This window comes from Virgibacillus sp. DJP39, from assembly GCF_049310925.1.
Taxonomy (GTDB): domain Bacteria; phylum Bacillota; class Bacilli; order Bacillales; family Amphibacillaceae; genus Virgibacillus_F.
On record NZ_JBMERP010000020.1, the window covers coordinates 12,273 to 28,884 of the forward strand.

General features: G+C 38.7%; 16 protein-coding genes and 2 pseudogenes. 3 read left to right on the plus strand and 15 right to left on the minus strand.

Annotated features, from left to right (window positions below; translation table 11 throughout):
* Positions 1–60 precede the first annotated feature (60 nt).
* From ACOI1D_RS08730 to ACOI1D_RS08750, 5 genes and pseudogenes are all read right to left on the minus strand, one after another.
* A complete protein-coding gene (locus ACOI1D_RS08730) occupies positions 61–1,356 on the minus strand; it encodes a PTS ascorbate transporter subunit IIC (protein ID WP_422500890.1) in 1,296 nt (431 codons plus the stop codon).
* A gap of 30 nt (positions 1,357–1,386) precedes the next feature.
* Positions 1,387–1,662 (minus strand): PTS sugar transporter subunit IIB, encoded by a 276-nt coding sequence (locus ACOI1D_RS08735; RefSeq protein WP_422500929.1) that lies wholly within the window; start codon positions 1,660–1,662, stop codon positions 1,387–1,389.
* A gap of 5 nt (positions 1,663–1,667) precedes the next feature.
* Entirely contained in the window at positions 1,668–2,108 is a 441-nt protein-coding gene (locus ACOI1D_RS08740; RefSeq protein ID WP_422500892.1) for a PTS sugar transporter subunit IIA, read from the minus strand.
* 30 nt (positions 2,109–2,138) lie between these two features.
* Positions 2,139–4,244: a BglG family transcription antiterminator gene (locus ACOI1D_RS08745; RefSeq protein ID WP_422500894.1), complete on the minus strand. Its 2,106-nt coding sequence runs from the start codon at positions 4,242–4,244 to the stop codon at positions 2,139–2,141.
* 285 nt (positions 4,245–4,529) lie between these two features.
* Positions 4,530–4,664, minus strand: a pseudogene (locus ACOI1D_RS08750) (mannose-6-phosphate isomerase); the annotation flags it as partial.
* A gap of 293 nt (positions 4,665–4,957) precedes the next feature.
* On the opposite strand from ACOI1D_RS08750, the gene ACOI1D_RS08755 reads away from it, so the two are divergent.
* The gene (locus tag ACOI1D_RS08755) at positions 4,958–5,182 is read left to right on the plus strand and encodes an Abi family protein (protein WP_422500930.1); all 225 of its coding nucleotides are present in this window, start codon (positions 4,958–4,960) and stop codon (positions 5,180–5,182) included.
* Here the strand turns inward: ACOI1D_RS08755 and ACOI1D_RS08760 are convergent.
* The 5 genes and pseudogenes from ACOI1D_RS08760 to ACOI1D_RS08780 form a co-directional block, all read right to left on the minus strand.
* Positions 5,178–5,432: pseudogene (locus ACOI1D_RS08760) on the minus strand (Abi family protein); the annotation flags it as partial. The gene ACOI1D_RS08755 and the pseudogene ACOI1D_RS08760 sit on opposite strands and share 5 nt — an antisense overlap.
* Before the next feature lie 91 nt (positions 5,433–5,523).
* Positions 5,524–5,763 carry a type II toxin-antitoxin system RelE/ParE family toxin gene (locus ACOI1D_RS08765; protein WP_422500895.1) on the minus strand — a complete coding sequence of 80 codons (240 nt, stop codon included), beginning with the start codon at positions 5,761–5,763 and terminating at the stop codon, positions 5,524–5,526.
* A 68-nt stretch (positions 5,764–5,831) separates the two neighbouring features.
* Positions 5,832–6,083, minus strand: a complete 252-nt coding sequence (locus tag ACOI1D_RS08770; RefSeq protein WP_422500931.1) for a type II toxin-antitoxin system Phd/YefM family antitoxin — start codon at positions 6,081–6,083, stop codon at positions 5,832–5,834.
* Positions 6,084–6,409: 326 nt separating this feature from the next.
* A complete protein-coding gene (locus tag ACOI1D_RS08775; protein ID WP_422500897.1) occupies positions 6,410–7,375 on the minus strand; it encodes a hypothetical protein in 966 nt (321 codons plus the stop codon).
* A gap of 18 nt (positions 7,376–7,393) precedes the next feature.
* The gene (locus tag ACOI1D_RS08780; protein WP_422500899.1) at positions 7,394–9,418 is read right to left on the minus strand and encodes a DEAD/DEAH box helicase; all 2,025 of its coding nucleotides are present in this window, start codon (positions 9,416–9,418) and stop codon (positions 7,394–7,396) included.
* Between the two features lie 577 nt (positions 9,419–9,995).
* Here ACOI1D_RS08780 and ACOI1D_RS08785 point away from each other — a divergent pair.
* On the plus strand, positions 9,996–11,381 hold the full coding sequence (locus ACOI1D_RS08785) for a plasmid pRiA4b ORF-3 family protein (protein WP_422500900.1): 1,386 nt from the start codon (positions 9,996–9,998) through the stop codon (positions 11,379–11,381).
* A 302-nt stretch (positions 11,382–11,683) separates the two neighbouring features.
* Positions 11,684–11,899: a hypothetical protein gene (locus ACOI1D_RS08790; protein ID WP_422500901.1), complete on the plus strand. Its 216-nt coding sequence runs from the start codon at positions 11,684–11,686 to the stop codon at positions 11,897–11,899.
* Positions 11,900–11,927: 28 nt separating this feature from the next.
* On the opposite strand, the gene ACOI1D_RS08795 is transcribed toward ACOI1D_RS08790, so the two are convergent.
* The 5 genes from ACOI1D_RS08795 to ACOI1D_RS08815 all read right to left on the minus strand — a co-directional run bounded on the left by ACOI1D_RS08795 (position 11,928) and on the right by ACOI1D_RS08815 (position 16,596).
* Positions 11,928–12,131: a hypothetical protein gene (locus ACOI1D_RS08795; protein WP_422500902.1), complete on the minus strand. Its 204-nt coding sequence runs from the start codon at positions 12,129–12,131 to the stop codon at positions 11,928–11,930.
* 44 nt (positions 12,132–12,175) lie between these two features.
* Positions 12,176–12,961 carry a hypothetical protein gene (locus tag ACOI1D_RS08800; RefSeq protein ID WP_422500903.1) on the minus strand — a complete coding sequence of 262 codons (786 nt, stop codon included), beginning with the start codon at positions 12,959–12,961 and terminating at the stop codon, positions 12,176–12,178.
* Complete coding sequence (locus ACOI1D_RS08805; RefSeq protein WP_422500904.1) at positions 12,961–13,455, minus strand: magnesium chelatase domain-containing protein; 495 nt, start codon at positions 13,453–13,455, stop codon at positions 12,961–12,963. The genes ACOI1D_RS08800 and ACOI1D_RS08805 overlap by 1 nt, the downstream gene beginning before the upstream one ends.
* A gap of 231 nt (positions 13,456–13,686) precedes the next feature.
* On the minus strand, positions 13,687–13,848 hold the full coding sequence (locus ACOI1D_RS08810; protein ID WP_422500905.1) for a DUF6933 domain-containing protein: 162 nt from the start codon (positions 13,846–13,848) through the stop codon (positions 13,687–13,689).
* A 36-nt stretch (positions 13,849–13,884) separates the two neighbouring features.
* Positions 13,885–16,596 (minus strand): MBL fold metallo-hydrolase, encoded by a 2,712-nt coding sequence (locus tag ACOI1D_RS08815; RefSeq protein ID WP_422500906.1) that lies wholly within the window; start codon positions 16,594–16,596, stop codon positions 13,885–13,887.
* Positions 16,597–16,612 lie beyond the last annotated feature (16 nt).

Genomic DNA, 16,612 nt, shown 5'->3' on the forward strand with positions numbered 1-16,612 from the left:
CACTCCCTTTAAAATGCAAAAGGAAAGAAAGTAGGCTCTCTTTCCTTTTGATATGGTTGTTTATAAGAATAACTGTGCTAAAAAGCGGACAATTGGTCCTAGTATAAACATATCCGAATCCGCAGCCCACATTGCAGTATCTGGAATGGTATCGGAAAGAAGGAATTTAACTGTAACAAACTGCCCCCAGGCCACAACAGTAGCTGTAATAAATCCACCTAGTAAAGCACCACGCACACCACCAGTAACGTTTCCGAATACACCAGCAGTTGCAGAATGGAAGAACAATACAATCATCGTCGGTACAAAGACATATCCGACTGTATTACCTAAAACAACTAACCACAATAAAGCTCCGACAAAAGATCCTAGGAAACCAAGAATCACTGCATTTGGTGCGAACGGAAAAACAATTGGACTATCCAAAGCAGGTTTTGCACCAGGAACTATTTTTGTTGCTATCCCTTTGAAAGCAGGAACCATTTCACCTATGAACATGCGTACACCCATGAGCACAACTGCAATACCTGCAGTAAAGGTAAACGATTGAATAATAGCGTATATAATAAAGTTTTGATCACCAGCCATGGCAACTAATTCCTGCGCACCAGGCGTATCCTTGAAGGAAATGATGATTGCTCCAACTAAGAATAGTGATCCCATTGTTAAAGCAGTAATTACGTTGGAGTCTCTTAAAAATTCCAAGCCCTTTGGTAATTTTATTTTTTCCGAATCATTTTCTTTATTTCCCAGTAGCTTACCAGCAAGTGCCCCCAGTAACGCCACAGAAGCGGACGTATGTCCGAGTGCAATATTGTCGTTACCAGTGATTTTACGCATTAATGGTTGAGTAGCTGCTGGTTGAAGCGTCCAGTATACCCCCATAATAACTGCTAAGAATATCACTAGCTTTCCGAATGAAACATCCCCTGCTGCTTGAACCGCAATACCTGCAAAAATCGTGGTGGTCCAAAACATCATATGACCTGTTAAATAAATATATTTAAAACGTGTAAATCTGGCTAGCACAACGTTGATGACAAAACCAAGTGTCATTGCTAACGCGACTGCACTACCAAAGTTAGCATTAAAAGCCTCTTGCCCCATAAAGTCGCCCAGCGGTTCCGCCGAAAGATTAAAGACTTCCTTCCATAATGGTTCAAATACCGTTAAAGCGTTTACGATTACGCCTGCACCGGCACCAATAATTAAGAACCCGATAATTGTCTTGAACGTTCCGCTGATCGTTTGACTAGCTGTCTTTTTCTGCAATAGTAGACCTAAAAGTACAATAAAACCTAATAAAATAGCTGCTTGGCCAAATATATTCGTAGCAATCCAAAAAATAACATCCATTTCCTCTGCCCCCTATAGATTTATTACAACCTAATCTTTTTGTATAATATTTTCATCAACTACTTTATTAATCTCTTCCATATCAAAGTAGTTATTAACAATAATGACTTTAGCGTTGTGTCCCACTAAGCTTTCTGCTAGTTCATTACTCGTAATAATAAAATCTCCCTCCATACTTGAAGCAGTAGAAACATCGGTATGTTCGACATCTGCTCGGATATTTCTTTCTCCAAGTACCTGTTCTACATTCATTCTTAAAATTAAACTTGTTCCCTGCCCTAATCCACAAACTGTTAAAATCTTAATCATCTTTATCGCTCCCTTTCTATTAGTTGTTGTACCGTTTCGTAGCTTGATGCATGAACTAAAGCCTCTATATTAGCTGGATCATTTAATAGACTAGTTAACTTTTTTAATAGAGTTAAATGTTCATCACTTGATGACGCCCCAAGTCCAAATATTAGTTGGACAGGATCATTAGAGGCATGGCCAAATACCACCGGCTTCTTTAGTTGTACAAAGGATACAGATGCTTCTTTCACCCCATCCTCAGGTCTTGCATGAGGAATTGCAATTTTTGGAGCAAGAACGAAATATGGTCCATTTTCGTTATAAGCTTTTACCATCGCCTCAATATACGACTGCTCCACAAGATCTTCGGTAAATAGTAGTCTTCCCGCTTCTTCAATTGCTTCCTGAGCATTGTTTACTTCTGCTCCCAGTTTAATCAAACTTTTATCCAAAAACTTCATTCCACTCAACCCCTATCTATTTGCGCCATACTATTCGTCTGAATGTATACGTATTAAATTTGTAATTTGTTCTCTTGTTGTTGCTTGTAACATTTCATCTTTATACGATTGGTTAGAAAATAACCTAGTAAGTTGAGCCAATGCCTTTAGATGTTGTTCATTATCCTTTGGTGCTAGTACAATAAAAATTTGTACAACTTTGCCCATCACATCTACCGGTTCTTCTAAGTGCAGCATGCTCATTCCTGTTTTATTTACACCATCATCCCCAGTCGCATGTGGGAGGGCGATTAAATTGGAAATAACCATGTATGGCCCATTTTCTTTTACAATATCAATCATTTTACATACATACTTCCCCTGAATGGAGCCCCCGGTTAATAATGGTTGTGCTGCAGTTCTAATTGCTGTTTCCCAATTCCCTATTCGTTTTTGGAAAACAATTTTATCCGCTGCCAACAAGTCACTTAAGCTTGGTTTCAACATTTCATTCTCCACGGTTAATGGTGCATGAAAATACTGATGCAGTTCTTGTCGTAAGTTCTCTTCCTCTTTGATAGTGGCATAACGTTCAATCATGCCCATAACAGTATCCACGGAATAATTTTGGGAAGTGGATGACCTTCGGAAAAGACTGTTAACCTTTTTTAGTAGCTGTTCCTTTTCCGCATTATTCAACACAGGACTTACTACAAAAATCGGAATCCCTCTGTCTGAAAGTGGGATGGTAGAAACAATAAAGTCGACTGACAAATTCATTTTTTCATATTCCCGTAATGATTTAACCCCTACAACATCTACATCAGAGAATAACCCTTTCATCTGACTTTCTAAAAGGCGTGATGTACCTAAACCATTCGTACAAACAATTAACATCTGCTTTCGTTGTGACTCAATCACCACACCCTCATTTCGCAGCCAACCCCCAAAATGCATAGCAATAAATGCAAGTTCATTTTCCGGAACGGTTAACCCAATTACATCTTCTAGATGATGAATCACTTTTTTGGTCAGATGGAACACTTCTGGGTAGTTACGTTTTACGGAATCAAGCAAAGCATTTTCAATACTAATACCATATTTAATCCGATAATACGCTGGCTTTATATGAAGTAAAATATTCTTGTACATTAGCTCAGGGTCAGGGAACGCTACAGCCGCATAAATTTGAAAATCGTGTATCATTTTCTTCACAACAAGTTGAAGCGATTTCAACTCTCTATTTTGAAACTGTAAACTTAAATTTTGATTCACCTTAGAACTAAGCAAATACTCAGCAAAATAACATATTTCGTCAACTGTTATTTTAATATGAATCTCATTTTCAAGCTCAATGCCTAGGCTCCTCGCTCCCTGGTACTCACTAGTTGCACGTAAAACCTCTTTCTCATCTGGATCTATTTTCACAAATTGGTTTTGCTTTATACGATTTAGGAATAAATAAAACCAAATAACAAGCGTATCCAGAACATTATCCGTAAACTCAAGTTTCTCTTGTGTTTCATATTCTCGAATAAGCTGATTTAGTAAACGCAGTTCCTTCGATTTAAAAATAGCGTAAATGGAACTTCTCTCACTTTCAAGACCCTCTTCCAAACCAGCCACCAAACCATACCAGCCATTCTCAGGAATAACTAAAGCCACGTAATCGATAAGGGCACGTCTGATATCGCTTTCATTTCCTGTAACAATATACCCCTGCTTCCTTTCAGAGGATAAGGTTATCTGGCAATCATTTAATTCATCTTTCAATTTCTTAATATCTTCCAACGCAGTATTCCTACTTACCCGGCATAGATCTATGATGTCACTAAGAAAGAATGACTTCGCTTGGATCGTAAGGTATAGATAAATCCATGCTTTGCGTTCCGCTGGCGAGAATTCATAGTATGGGATATTAGATGGCCGAATCTTAGTCAAGGTTTGTTGTTTTGCATCCTGTTCTATATAGAGACCTTTTGAATGAACCTGTTTTATTTCAGAAAAGTCATGTTCTGAAAGCCAACTATTGATTTTATCAAGTTCATTATAGATGGTACGTCTTGATACATTAAATACGCCCGCAAGATCCTGAACAGAAATGTACGAATCTGATTCTGCAAGTTTAGTTAAAATTGCAATACTGCGTTGATCCATCCTCATCACCCTTACTATCTAGAAAGCTAAAAATAGCTTGCCCTTAGTTATAATATATTAAAGATACAACCACTATAAAAGACCAAATAAGCCACATGGGCATTTGCAAAACTGGACTGTTTAAAATGATGAAAAAACCAGACCTTGCACTTGACTTTGCAAAGGTCTTATCGCAACAGCTGTCAGTAGGTTATAAATAAGTTTCACGACAATGCTATATCGTTTGAGGTTAACAGGATAAAGGCCTAATTTCCCAATTCTTTAACTCATTTTCAACATGCTGATGGGCATGATTGTTACCTGTATTGCGCATTCGATATGTAATTCTCTCTTCTGACCTTCTGCATCAACTCTATCATAGTCTACACGGTACGTTATACCCGAGCTTTGTTGCGTTTCCAGAATAACAATTCCTTTACCTGAACACGCGGGTGAACTATCCCATTCACCATCATCCATCAGTTCGGCACGAAGACTCTATTCCTATAGTTGAAGAACATACGAAATTGGTTACAATTTTTTCTCCAGATAGAGCTGCATTGGACAAACTTGTGAATTTGGGAATAGATTCAGCAGAGCACATAAGTGAACGTGATGGTGGTTATGAGATTGATGCTATTGTAACTCCCTCAGACTTAAAATTAATTAAAGCGCATGGATTAAGCACGGAAACCATTACTACCAAAGAGGAAATTTTAACTATCCATTGGGATATGAATAAGGATAATTTTGTAGATGGAAGGCACTATGAAATATTTCATCAAGAAATTAAGCGTATTAAAGATGATGAAAGAAATGAAATTTTTATCAAACATCATAATGAAAACTATAATAAACAATTTCCATTCTGGGTTGTTGTGGAGCTAATGTCTTTTGGATGTTTATCGAGGGGTTTGGACCATATTTCTCAGAATAAAAATACCCAAGGTGCGTCCTAATTGAAACCCTAATATTCTCTAAGAAATATAGCAATAGACCTCTTAACTCTGCATCAAAATTGTAAATCTGCATGACTTGTTCTAAAGTAACATTTTTATAAAATTCATCATTTTTTCTAAATGTTAAAGTATAAGTATAACCACTTAATCTATAATAATTAGCGTGAGATAAGACCCTATATGCATAGGATCTATCGTCGACTGTTAATCCTCTGTCTATTAATATATCTATCTGTTCATTAAAATAGATTTAAAAGGCTTACTGGGAGGTAATAGGCACCAGATCTTAATTAGAGGGATGTATCAGGAGGTGACGATTGCTCACAACTTAGGGGATAGTACTAAATAATATCTTGGTAATTTTGTCCGCCATGCGGAACACGCATGACAATAACCTGTTTTTCTACTTTTCTAACTAGATATAATGCAATGTAATTTTCAACGATGAGCTTACGGTAACCTTTATCTTTTAATATTTCATCCGTAACCAAACTGCACGAAAACGGGAAGTCCTTTAGCCTCATAATACTTGTTTCAATCTTTTCCATAATTGTCAGCTGCACCTTCATTGTAAAGCCCATGAGAGATACAGCTATAAATATCATCTAAATCTTCAAATGCTTTTGGTGTAATTTTAATCGCGAATTTATTACTTTCCATGTTTTTTCTTTAGAACCTTAAAGACCTCTTCTCCATTTAAAAGTTTTCCGTTCTTCATTTGTGCTTCTGCTTCAGCTAACTTCTGGTATAACTCCAACTTTGCTAAAGAGTTTTCATAGGTTTCCATACTCATGACAACTAGATCTCCATAACCATTCTTTGTAATAAAAACCGGTTCCTTACTTTGGTGACATAGTTCAGAGATTTCTGTTGTATTTCGTAAATCCTTTATTGGACGAATTTAAGGCATAATAACATCCCCTTTCTTCACTATTATGCCTTAATTGTAGCATTATTATGATCAATAACAATCGGGCAACATATCCATATTTTACTGTTAAATCGCACAAATTTACATTTCCCATTAAAAAGTTGGAAAATCAGCAGATTAAGAACCGCCAAATTCCATTTAACCTAAACGCTAAAAATAAATTTCCAAAGCAAAATTAAAAAGCTGCCAGCTCCCGTAGCACATCCATAGCGCAACCAAAACTAACAGCCTACAATTTTTCCAATACTATTATTCGACACCATTCGCCAAATAACGGGAAGTGACAGGCACCCGATCTAGTGGTCTCGTCCTACCCCTTCGAAAAAGTCTTTTGTAATTGGATTATAGTAGAGGACTTTCTTTTTGATATCAGTTCTAAATTGAATTTCTACTTTATATTCAAGTAATGGAATAAAATGTAGGATACCATTGTCAATATTCAGTTCAATTTGGCCATTATATTTATGATAGATTTCCTGAAGCTGTTTGTCCCGCTCCAGTTCGATTGTTTCTGATTTATCAGCAAGTTCCTTTTTCTTTTCCTCACTCAATCCTTTTCGGTTCGCTCTTCCTTTGTTCTCTTCTAAAAGTTCTTTGTAATAGTTTGTAATTCTATCGACATCTTTCTCTAGAAGCCTTTCAGTTGATTGATTCGTCCTGTGCTGTTCTGCCACTTCCTTCACGTGTTTTGTTGCCTGCTCAAATGCTTCAGACATTTCAACAGCAGCCGGAATCGGATATGTGTATAGCGGTTCTTCATTATAAATAATCCGGTTTTGTTCCCGTTTCATTGACTGACTGATTTCATTTGTAAGTAAATTCACCCATACCTGCTCTGTGTCTTCTGTTTTTTCATCCGCAACATAGGTAATATTATATTGGAAAACGGCCCATATACCGAGGACAGGTCTTTCTTCGCCAATGGTCACCTTTCCTGGCTCGTCCTCCATATACTGCGTGATTTTTTTCAATGGCTTACCAGGATCCAGTCGTTCAACTTCCGCAAATCGAAGTGTACTGTTTGCCTTTTGATAGACAATTGACAGTAATTGTTCCAGGACAAAACTTCCAAACGTAACAAATTCTGAATTCGGGTTTTCTTGTGCAACTTCAAAATCAAATGAAAGTTCCAATTCTGTCTTATTTTGAAAATAAGGCCTATATGCTTCAGGAATAAGGACATGACATAAGGCATACTCAACCGGAATAACTACCCCACCCATTTCTTCCACTACTCCCGTAACAAATTGCTGTAATTGCATGTAGCACCTCCATCTTACTTAAAATAATGTATCATCAAGTTGTTTTTGTTTAGCTAATCTTTGCTTATTTTTCAGAAGCTCTTCACCAATCTGATCCAATTCTGTTTCCACTTCTTCGTTCGTTTCAGAATCAACCCAGGCTTTCATGATCAGTTCGGAAAAATCCTCCTTCTCCTCGATATCACCTAAAATGGCATCCACTTCACCGACAACGAGTTCGAACATATTAATTTTGCGATCCAGCAAATCCAGGATATAATATTCAATTGTGTCCTTGGCCACAAGATTATAGACTGTGATATCATTTTCCTGTCCAATCCGATGAATCCTTCCAATTCGCTGTTCGATTGCCATTGGGTTCCAAGGCAGGTCAAAGTTAATCATCCCATGACAAAACTGTAGATTCCTTCCTTCACCGCCGACTTCCGTACTTACTAATACATCCGCTTCTTCTCTAAAAAATGTGACTTGTTCTTCCTTGTCCTTCCGACGCAGCCCACCGTGGAATTCAGCAACTTTAAAGCCTCTTTTCTTTAGCAACTTACTAATATATGCCTGTGATGATGCAAATTTGGTAAAGACAATCATCTTATCGTTAAACTCATTTAAAATGGTTACAAGTTCCTCTGCCTTTGCATGAACTTCATCATCGTTTAAGGAGATCGCATTCGCCTCATCCAGGAACTTTCTCATTGCTCTTTGGTCAAAATCTGACAATTTCTCATTGGCTGCAAGTCCCTCTAAAGAAGGAATAAGTGCCGAAATCGTACTTCCTGCCTGCTCTTGAAGATTCTTAAGCCGAAAACGGTTAAGTACTGGGTGCTTCACTTTATAGTTATTGCGAACAAAGATACTCAGATTGTTATATAACTTCTTTTCCCGCTCTGAAATCTCGACTGTCCTCGTATATGCCGTCCTTTTAGTAAAGGTAACGTCCACGTTGCTGCGTTTGTTGCGAATCATAACATCCGCTAGCAGACTTTTGAGCCTGTCCACATTCTTAGCCTCTATTCCGTCTTTACTTTCAACGAAGTTTTTCTTAAAATAACTATATGTTCTTAATTGCCCAGGTTTTAAAAGGGTAATCAGATTATATAGTTCTTCCAGATGGTTCTGTACCGGTGTAGCCGTTAACAAGAAAATATATTTTTTATTAATCCCATTGACAAACTGCCATTTCTGTGTAGTTCGGTTTTTCAAATGATGGGCTTCATCAACAATAATTAAATCATATTGCTGCTTGAAAATAACCTCCCGATGCTTCTTTCGCTTAGCTGTATCAATTGAAGCAATCACTTTTGGATAATGTTCCCACGCATCATCACCCATTTTCTTAAAATCGGGATGATCTGCCCGGATAAAGTCCTGGTTAAATTTTCTTTTCATTTCATTTTCCCATTGCCCGACAAGTGAAGGAGGGACTACAATCAAAATTCGCTTTGCTAGTCCCCGCATAATATATTCAAGCATAGCCATTCCAGCTTCGACCGTTTTTCCTAAGCCAACTTCATCACTCAGCATTACCCGCCCCTTGAAACGGCTGATCACCGCCTGAACTGTTTTAACCTGGTAATCAAATGTTTCTAGTTCACGGACATAAGGCAGACAAAGCAGCTCGTTATCGCTTGAATTAGTCCGGAATTGCTCTGCAGTGTAATATAACTGGAACCACTTTTCAGAGTCATTTGTTAAATTCGTTAAGGAATCTAGGACTGATTGCGCCTGGTTCCGATTGTGTAAATCACCCTGAAAACTATCGGCAGAAACTTGATGTTGAGCAGCTACTTTGATTATACGGTCTTCTAAAAATATTGATAAAAATCCTGCAGAATAAGGAGCAAAGAAGCCCTTAATTCCCCTTCCCTGCAAGAGATTATCTTGCCAATCAATCGAAAATTTTCTGCGTAATCCTTGATCATTTTCCATTGTAAATGTTTCTTCTGCTATATCTATTTCCGTAAAAAAGTGGACCAACGTATTGTCCATTTCCATCGCATTAAATTCAAATAGTTCTTTATCAATCTTAAACAGATATCTTTCCAATTCAGAGTCACCACCCTTACTATTTCTGAATGAATCTCTCTATCTTATTTCTCTTATTTTATCACATAGCAGGTGTTTATACTATTCTATTTCTTCTATTAAGCGCCTGTAACCACACGCAATTTTTCATAGATGAGGTGTACGGAATATAACGTCCTATGGAAGCCGTGGAACATTTAATTAAGAGAGGTATGAACCGCAAATTAGCATACAAATTGGTTTATTTTTTATATTACATTTTTAATGTTTGTGATAGGTAACGGATCCCGTTATGAAAAGGTTCCGTTAATGGTACATAAGGCCAGGGTTCCTATCCCCGCATACCGCCGCAATATCGATCAAGTCCTTCACTACTACAATAGAGCATCGAGTAAGAAAGGTTCATGAAAATATTTTTCTCCAAAACGACACTTTTCTTCAGTCCGTAACGATAGTGTTAAAAGATATGTATTTTCTGCTTTACCAGAAAGTGGTGACTACGCTGTGGCAATAAGCTACTAAAACCTTTACAATTAGATATAAGCACACCAAATTACTCGAGAGCCATCATAACGGGCGGAGAGGAGACATTGTTTTGATGAGAATTTTTAATCGAGATCATGAACAGCTGACATTTGATAATCTCTTAGAAGAACCTGAGCTTGATTACTCAGAAAAGAAAGACCACAGTGAGAAGAACGAAGACTGGACGTTGAAAAAACGCAGAAATACGTTTCCAATCCAGCTAGTAGCGGATTTCAGTCAATTCATAAATTATTTGGAACACCACCAAATTCGCCTTACAAAAACCATGGAGTACATTTCGAGAAAACACTTACCTTCTATCAACGAGAAATTATCTGTAAAATCAGCTAATGCCACAAGCTATGCACAGCAGGAGAACTATCCATATATTCATTTTTTCTATCATCTTGCGTTGAGTGGACATTTAATAGAAAAGGTGTCGGTTGAATCAAACCAACCTAAACTAAAAGTCACCGAAAGATGGAACATGTTTAAAGAACTGACTGACGCTGAACAATACTTCTTTTTGTTTGAGACATTCTGGGTAGATTTGAATTGGACGCGACTTATCCATAAGAGCAGAAACCCCATTCACCAAATTCTCCCGGATATCTTTACAAAATTAATGGATGAAAAATCAGGGAATTATTTGGACCTAGGTAAAAATACCCTACTGGCCAACCTCACATTTCAATGGAATTATTTTTTTCTATATTTCGAATGGTTTGGCATATGGGTTTGCGAAAAAGACCTGGAAAGTACAAATCACTATGGTAAGAAAAGCTATTATTTTGTAAAATCAGTTACACTAACATCCTTTGGAAAAAAAGTGATTCCTATTTTGTTGACGTCCAGAAGTTTGCAAGCGTGGAACATTCCATTACGCCGCGAACACGGAGAAGTTAATCCAATTCCCGGATCAAAGCTACCTGAAACGCAAGACCGGCATTTACAAAAAGCACATAAAAATCATAGCCCGCAGTCTTTCTATCAAGCCTTCACCGGACTATTTCCGCAAAAAGATTTGCAGAACACATTACCAAGAGTTGAACGCAAATACACTGACGGAGCGCACACCTTTAAAGTCGCTTTTGACAAAAATTCTTGGTGTAAAATAATTCTATCTTCAAAAAACACAATGGAGGACTTGCATAAGGTAATCCTGAAAGCTTTTGATTTTGATGATGACCATCTTTATTCATTCTTTATGGACGGAAGAAAGTGGTCTCAAGACTGTATCGTTTCACCTTATGATGATTCCGGTGCCCCCAATGCCGCAGAAGTTACTATTGGATCTGTTGGCCTAACCAATGGCCGGCGTTTTATGTATTTATTCGATTTTGGGGATGAATGGACGTTTACAGTAACAGTGGAGAAAATCCAAGAATCGGATCCCGAGCCAGTTGCTCCTCATATTACAGAAAAACACGGGTATGGCCCAGAGCAGTATTTCTATTAAGATAGCAGGAAGGACATGGATCTTGTCAAAAAAACATTTAAGAGAAGTGCCTCCTCTAACTCGCAGGTTGCTTTAAGGAGACAAGGTTCAGCTCTAACAATATCTTTTCACAAAAGGTGTCATTCCAAAGATAACAATAAAAAATATTCATCAGGCAAGCACAACAAAATCACAGATATTATCAATGAAACACCAATTTTAAGTTCAACAGGGATTTCTTCCATTTGTGGAAACAAGATGTTTTTAAAAGGTGAACATTTACAGAAAACGAGCTCCTTTAAATTAAGAGGGCTACAAACAAGGTGAAGCATGCCGTCAAGCAAGTGGCAACCTATGTGACGGCTGCTTCATCAGGAAATTACAGCCAGGCAGTCGCTTATAACGTCAATTCTCTTGGGGTTCCAGCGACAATCGTCATACCTGAAGACGCCACGCTAAGTAAAATCAAAGCCATTAAAGCCTGCAACCTAGAAATCGAAGCACGCGGCACCACTTCAGCAGAAATTATCGGGAAGTGACAGGCACCAGATCTAAAGGCACTTTAAACTATTTGGTTTTATAATAATCATGAACACCTGGTAAATTTACATTTAGAACTTTTCTATTATCCCCTATGATACCTGAATAACTTCCACCTTGAGGTACTTTTTTACCAACAGACGCTCTAATACCAGCTTCTTCTAACCGCTTAATAATTTTTTGTTGCTCTTGCTGAAAAGTTTCGTTTTGCTTTTCATTACTATTATACATTGTTAGAACACCTCTTTTAATTGTATTCCCAATGTATGATTATGTTATTCCAAATAAAAAGCATCGTTCATTAACGCGCCTCTTAAAAGTCCTGTTCGATAATCATTTAATAGAGAATCAAATTTTTCCTCTCCATTTCCTAATGATTCAATCCCCAATTGGTAATCCTTCTCAAGTAATTCAAGTCCAAGTACCATTAACGAACACAAACATGCATCTTCCTCATTCATGGAGGATTTAGGTTTTTCACTTAACATGCTGTATGTATCTAATACGAAGTCCAAAAGAAAATTTGGATTTTCCTCTTTTAATAACATTCTATTTGCCTTTCTGAATTCTCTTATGTACCTACTCTTCGACTTATAGTATAACTGGTGGATTGCATTTATATTAACATCTTCTACTACTGTCCCATCAATAAAGTTTACTTTAAAAATAGTATTGCGATTCAAATTTTGTTCAAAAAAATGATATAGTTGTACAGCAATGACATAAGGGTATTTTTTCACAAATTGATCTAACAATTTTGAAAGGTTATCTTGTAAACGATAACTACTCAATTCAGTATTAGCTTGGACTAAGATTTCCATTTCAGATTCCAATTTCGTTCTTAACACTTTTATCTCCTCATCTTTTCTAATCAGCCAAAACCTAAACAATATGATAAAAAATACACCAAGTAACAATAACCAGACCATTGATATTTTACGTTCATCTATCAATGGCTTTAACCAATTTCCATAGAATAGTTGAGCTTGGTTCGAATTTTCTACCCATAAGTCAAAGGTCAAAATAAAAACTAAACTTAATATTATATAAACATATTTCACTATCTCTCACCTTCCGCAACTATATTAGCATATAACATAGTAAGACCAACAAAAAAATGGCGCGTTTTTTCTTTCTTGGCAGCAATAATTGCTGGAAGCATACCTAAAAAAGCAGCACCTTCCGGGACAAACTCCTTAATATCGCCATTCTCTTTCATAATCCCATTCGCCATAGCCAAGTCAAAAATCGGACTGTTCTTTTTCTGCTCTGCAAGTGATAGATTAATAACGATTTTCTTGTCTGGTACCTCACAGTTATTTGCGTATAGAGCAGCCATCACCCGATCCTTCGATTCCTTAACAGACGCGTCCGGCAGGCCAACAATACTAACACTTTCTACTCCTGGCAGCAGTTGGACTTCTATTTGCACGATGTATCCCTCTATCCCCTTCAAGCCTATACTTGTCACGATAGTAGCCATCCAGTCACATCCTATATTTTCATTTCCACCTTTAGGTAGATATAAGATAAGCGATACTGTTGGACTAGTCAACAATGGAAAATTGCTTAAACCAGCTCTAAAATTTAATAGTGCCCCCCGTTAAATCGCACAAATTTACATTTCCCATTAACAAGTTGGAAAATCAGCAGATCAGGAACCGCCAAATTCCATTTTACCTAAACGCTAACAATAAATTTCCAAAGCAAAATTAAAAAGCTGCCAGCTCCCGTAGCACATCCATAGCGCAACCAAAACTAACAGCCTATAATTTTTCCAATACTATTATTCGACACCATTCGATAAATATCGGGAAGTGACAGGCACCAGATTTGATTTCAACGTAATGACATTCGCATGCCAAGAAAATACAGGTTCCTCCTCAACCGATTCTGTAGGTTTTACACGTGATAGATCCAGTAGCTTTTTCGTACATTGCACATTCATTCATTTTCTCCTCCTTCTCTACCACTTTAATCTCACCTACTTCAACCGCAACGTATAGCCAGTCTCTTCTTTAACACCCTCACAGATTTTCGCAAACTCATCTTCCGCAGGTGCATTCGCAACCTTAATCGAAACTTCTGCTTTGTCCATATGAACTGATGGATTCCCTTTCATTTCCCATGCAGGCGGAATAGCCTCTTTCGCTATTCGAATAATTTCATTTTGCTTTGGCTGCTTGGCAAACTGAACATCCATGCCAATTTCATTACTCAAATCCTGCAACATATCGCTGTAACCCGCGGCAATTTCAGGGGAGATAAAATGTAATTCCATTAATGGCTGACCATTCTGCTGTTTCATACCCGTTTTGTATATTTTCACCTGGTGATCCTCGCCATATTGTTTGGCAACTGCGATGGCTTGGTTATTTTCCATTGTCGCTATCCCAGTCTTCACCTTGTACAATTCGGCCCCATCACCTACATGATCATCTTCAGCAAAGCGCAAATCAAATCCAGTCACTTTTTGGAATTGGCTGTTGATGGCTTGGGAGTTCTCTGGCTTCGGTTCTTTTGTCACAACGAGTGATTCGTTAATATGGACTGATGGCATGTCGATAGGCTTCCCTAACAACGATGCAAGCAGTGGTTGAAAAGCCTCGTGTCGAACCGAGTCGGAAAATATAACATCCCAGCCAGTCTGTTTTTTAATGTCCGTCATCATTTGCTTTCGCTCAGCGTCGGAAATACTTTTCGGAAAATCAAACGAGAGAAGTATGTGTTCCGTGTCTGAGCCATTTTGTTGCACGCCACATCGCAAAAAGTGCGGGTGTTCAGCAAAATAGGATCGCACACTGTCCATGGCATGGTTGGCGTTCATTTTAATCGCTTGAATTGGCAAATCCAAATTGCTTAACTGGAAACGCAGGTCATTGTTCAATTTGTATCCTATTTGACCCTCTAGATCAACGTGACGGTGCTCATCAGGTATACTTTGCAACGCCAGTGCGACGGCAAATTGTTGCGCCACATCCTCTACCTGCAATAATCGAAAAGCCTCTTGCAAGGACACAATATAATCCGGCAACAAATCCCAATTAACATTTTCTAAATAGGGTCGGCTATACGTCAACACCGCAATAGCAACTTCTGTAAATTTTTCGGTTGATAGATTCCAAGGGCCGAGTGTTTCCGCTACTCGAGTTGCCTCCACCTTATCAAACTTTCCTTTTGGCGTTTCAAAAAAGAAGGTAGCTATTTTCGGGTGCACATTTTGGCAAAGACCGAATTTATATGCTTGTCCCTCTTCTTTTTTGTACAGGAGGATGGACCCGATATGCCTTCTGAGCTGCTCCTGTTGCCGGTTCCGTTTATATCTTTTACCAACGATTCCACCGCCATTTTTTCGTTTTTCAAATGAATACGTCTCTCCGTTCTCGGTAAGTACTGGCTGAAACCTCGGATGAATTTTATCAGCTAAGGAGGCTCTCGCATCATCGTCACCATGAACAAGCAAGGTACAAGTCGGCTCCAATGTTTCGATAAACCGCGTCATTTCATTCGCATCGGCATGAGCTGACAAACCAAATTTATCCACCCGGCAATTCACCGGATAGGTTGTACCATCGATATCTAACGTATTTTCCTTTCCATCCGCAAGTGCGAGCAGCTTTTTACCCGGACTTTCTTCATCCTGGTAACCTGTCAGATAAACAGCGTTCTTTTCTTCCGTTACAAGGTGTTTGGCGTACCAAGCGCTCGCCCCACCTGTCAGCATCCCAGAGGAAGCAACGATACAGGCAGGTTTCCCATTCACAACCGATTCCCGTTCATTTGGACGAACTGCGATACATCGTCCTTCCGTCAAAAAGGCATCGCCATTTGTACGGATGCGATGGGCAACTGGGCCCTTCAGGTAATGGGGATAATTTTTATAAATTCGACTAACAGGGGTCACTAAACCATCGACGTAAATAGGAAAAGTCGGAATCAGCCCTTTTTCCATATAATCCTGGAGAATCAGCAATACCTCCTGGGCTCGACCAAGCGCGAAAGCAGGAACCAAGGCAAAACCGCCTTCCGCAATAGTTGCCGCAACATGTTCTGCCAAGCGCTTCTCTTCCGTATTTCGATCCATATGGAGACGATTCCCATAGGTTGATTCCATGACGACAACATCTGGCTTCATATCAGTCGCCACTTTTGCACCAGGAATGGTCCGTCCACTGCTAAACGATAGATCACCTGTCACCAGGATACTCTCACCGTCCCCTTCAATCAGGAACATGACAGCACCGACAATATGACCCGCGCGATAGGAGGTAATTTTCAACTGACCGATTTCCAGTACACCTTTCGCTGGAAAAACACGGACCTGCCCAAGAAAAGCGTTCATTTGCTCCTCCGTATACGGCATCAGCGACTGTGCCAGACGGCTTTGTTCGGTCAAAATTTTAAAGGAATCTTTCATCATAATTTGCATTAAATCAGCAGTCGGGGGAGTTGTATAAACGGGAACGTCTGGATACAGGGTATGAACAACCGGCAATGCGCCAATATGGTCGGCATGTGCATGGGTAATAAGGATTGCTTCCGGCTTATCCAGCTCGTCAAGCATCCCTAACATCGGCAACGTATTTTCCCCATGCATCCGCATCCCGGCATCGATTAAAATACTCGTCTTATCTAATTGAATATGCAGGCAAGATGCACCAATTTCGCTTCCCCCACCCAATACAGTAACTTTCAATGAAAAGCTCCTTTCT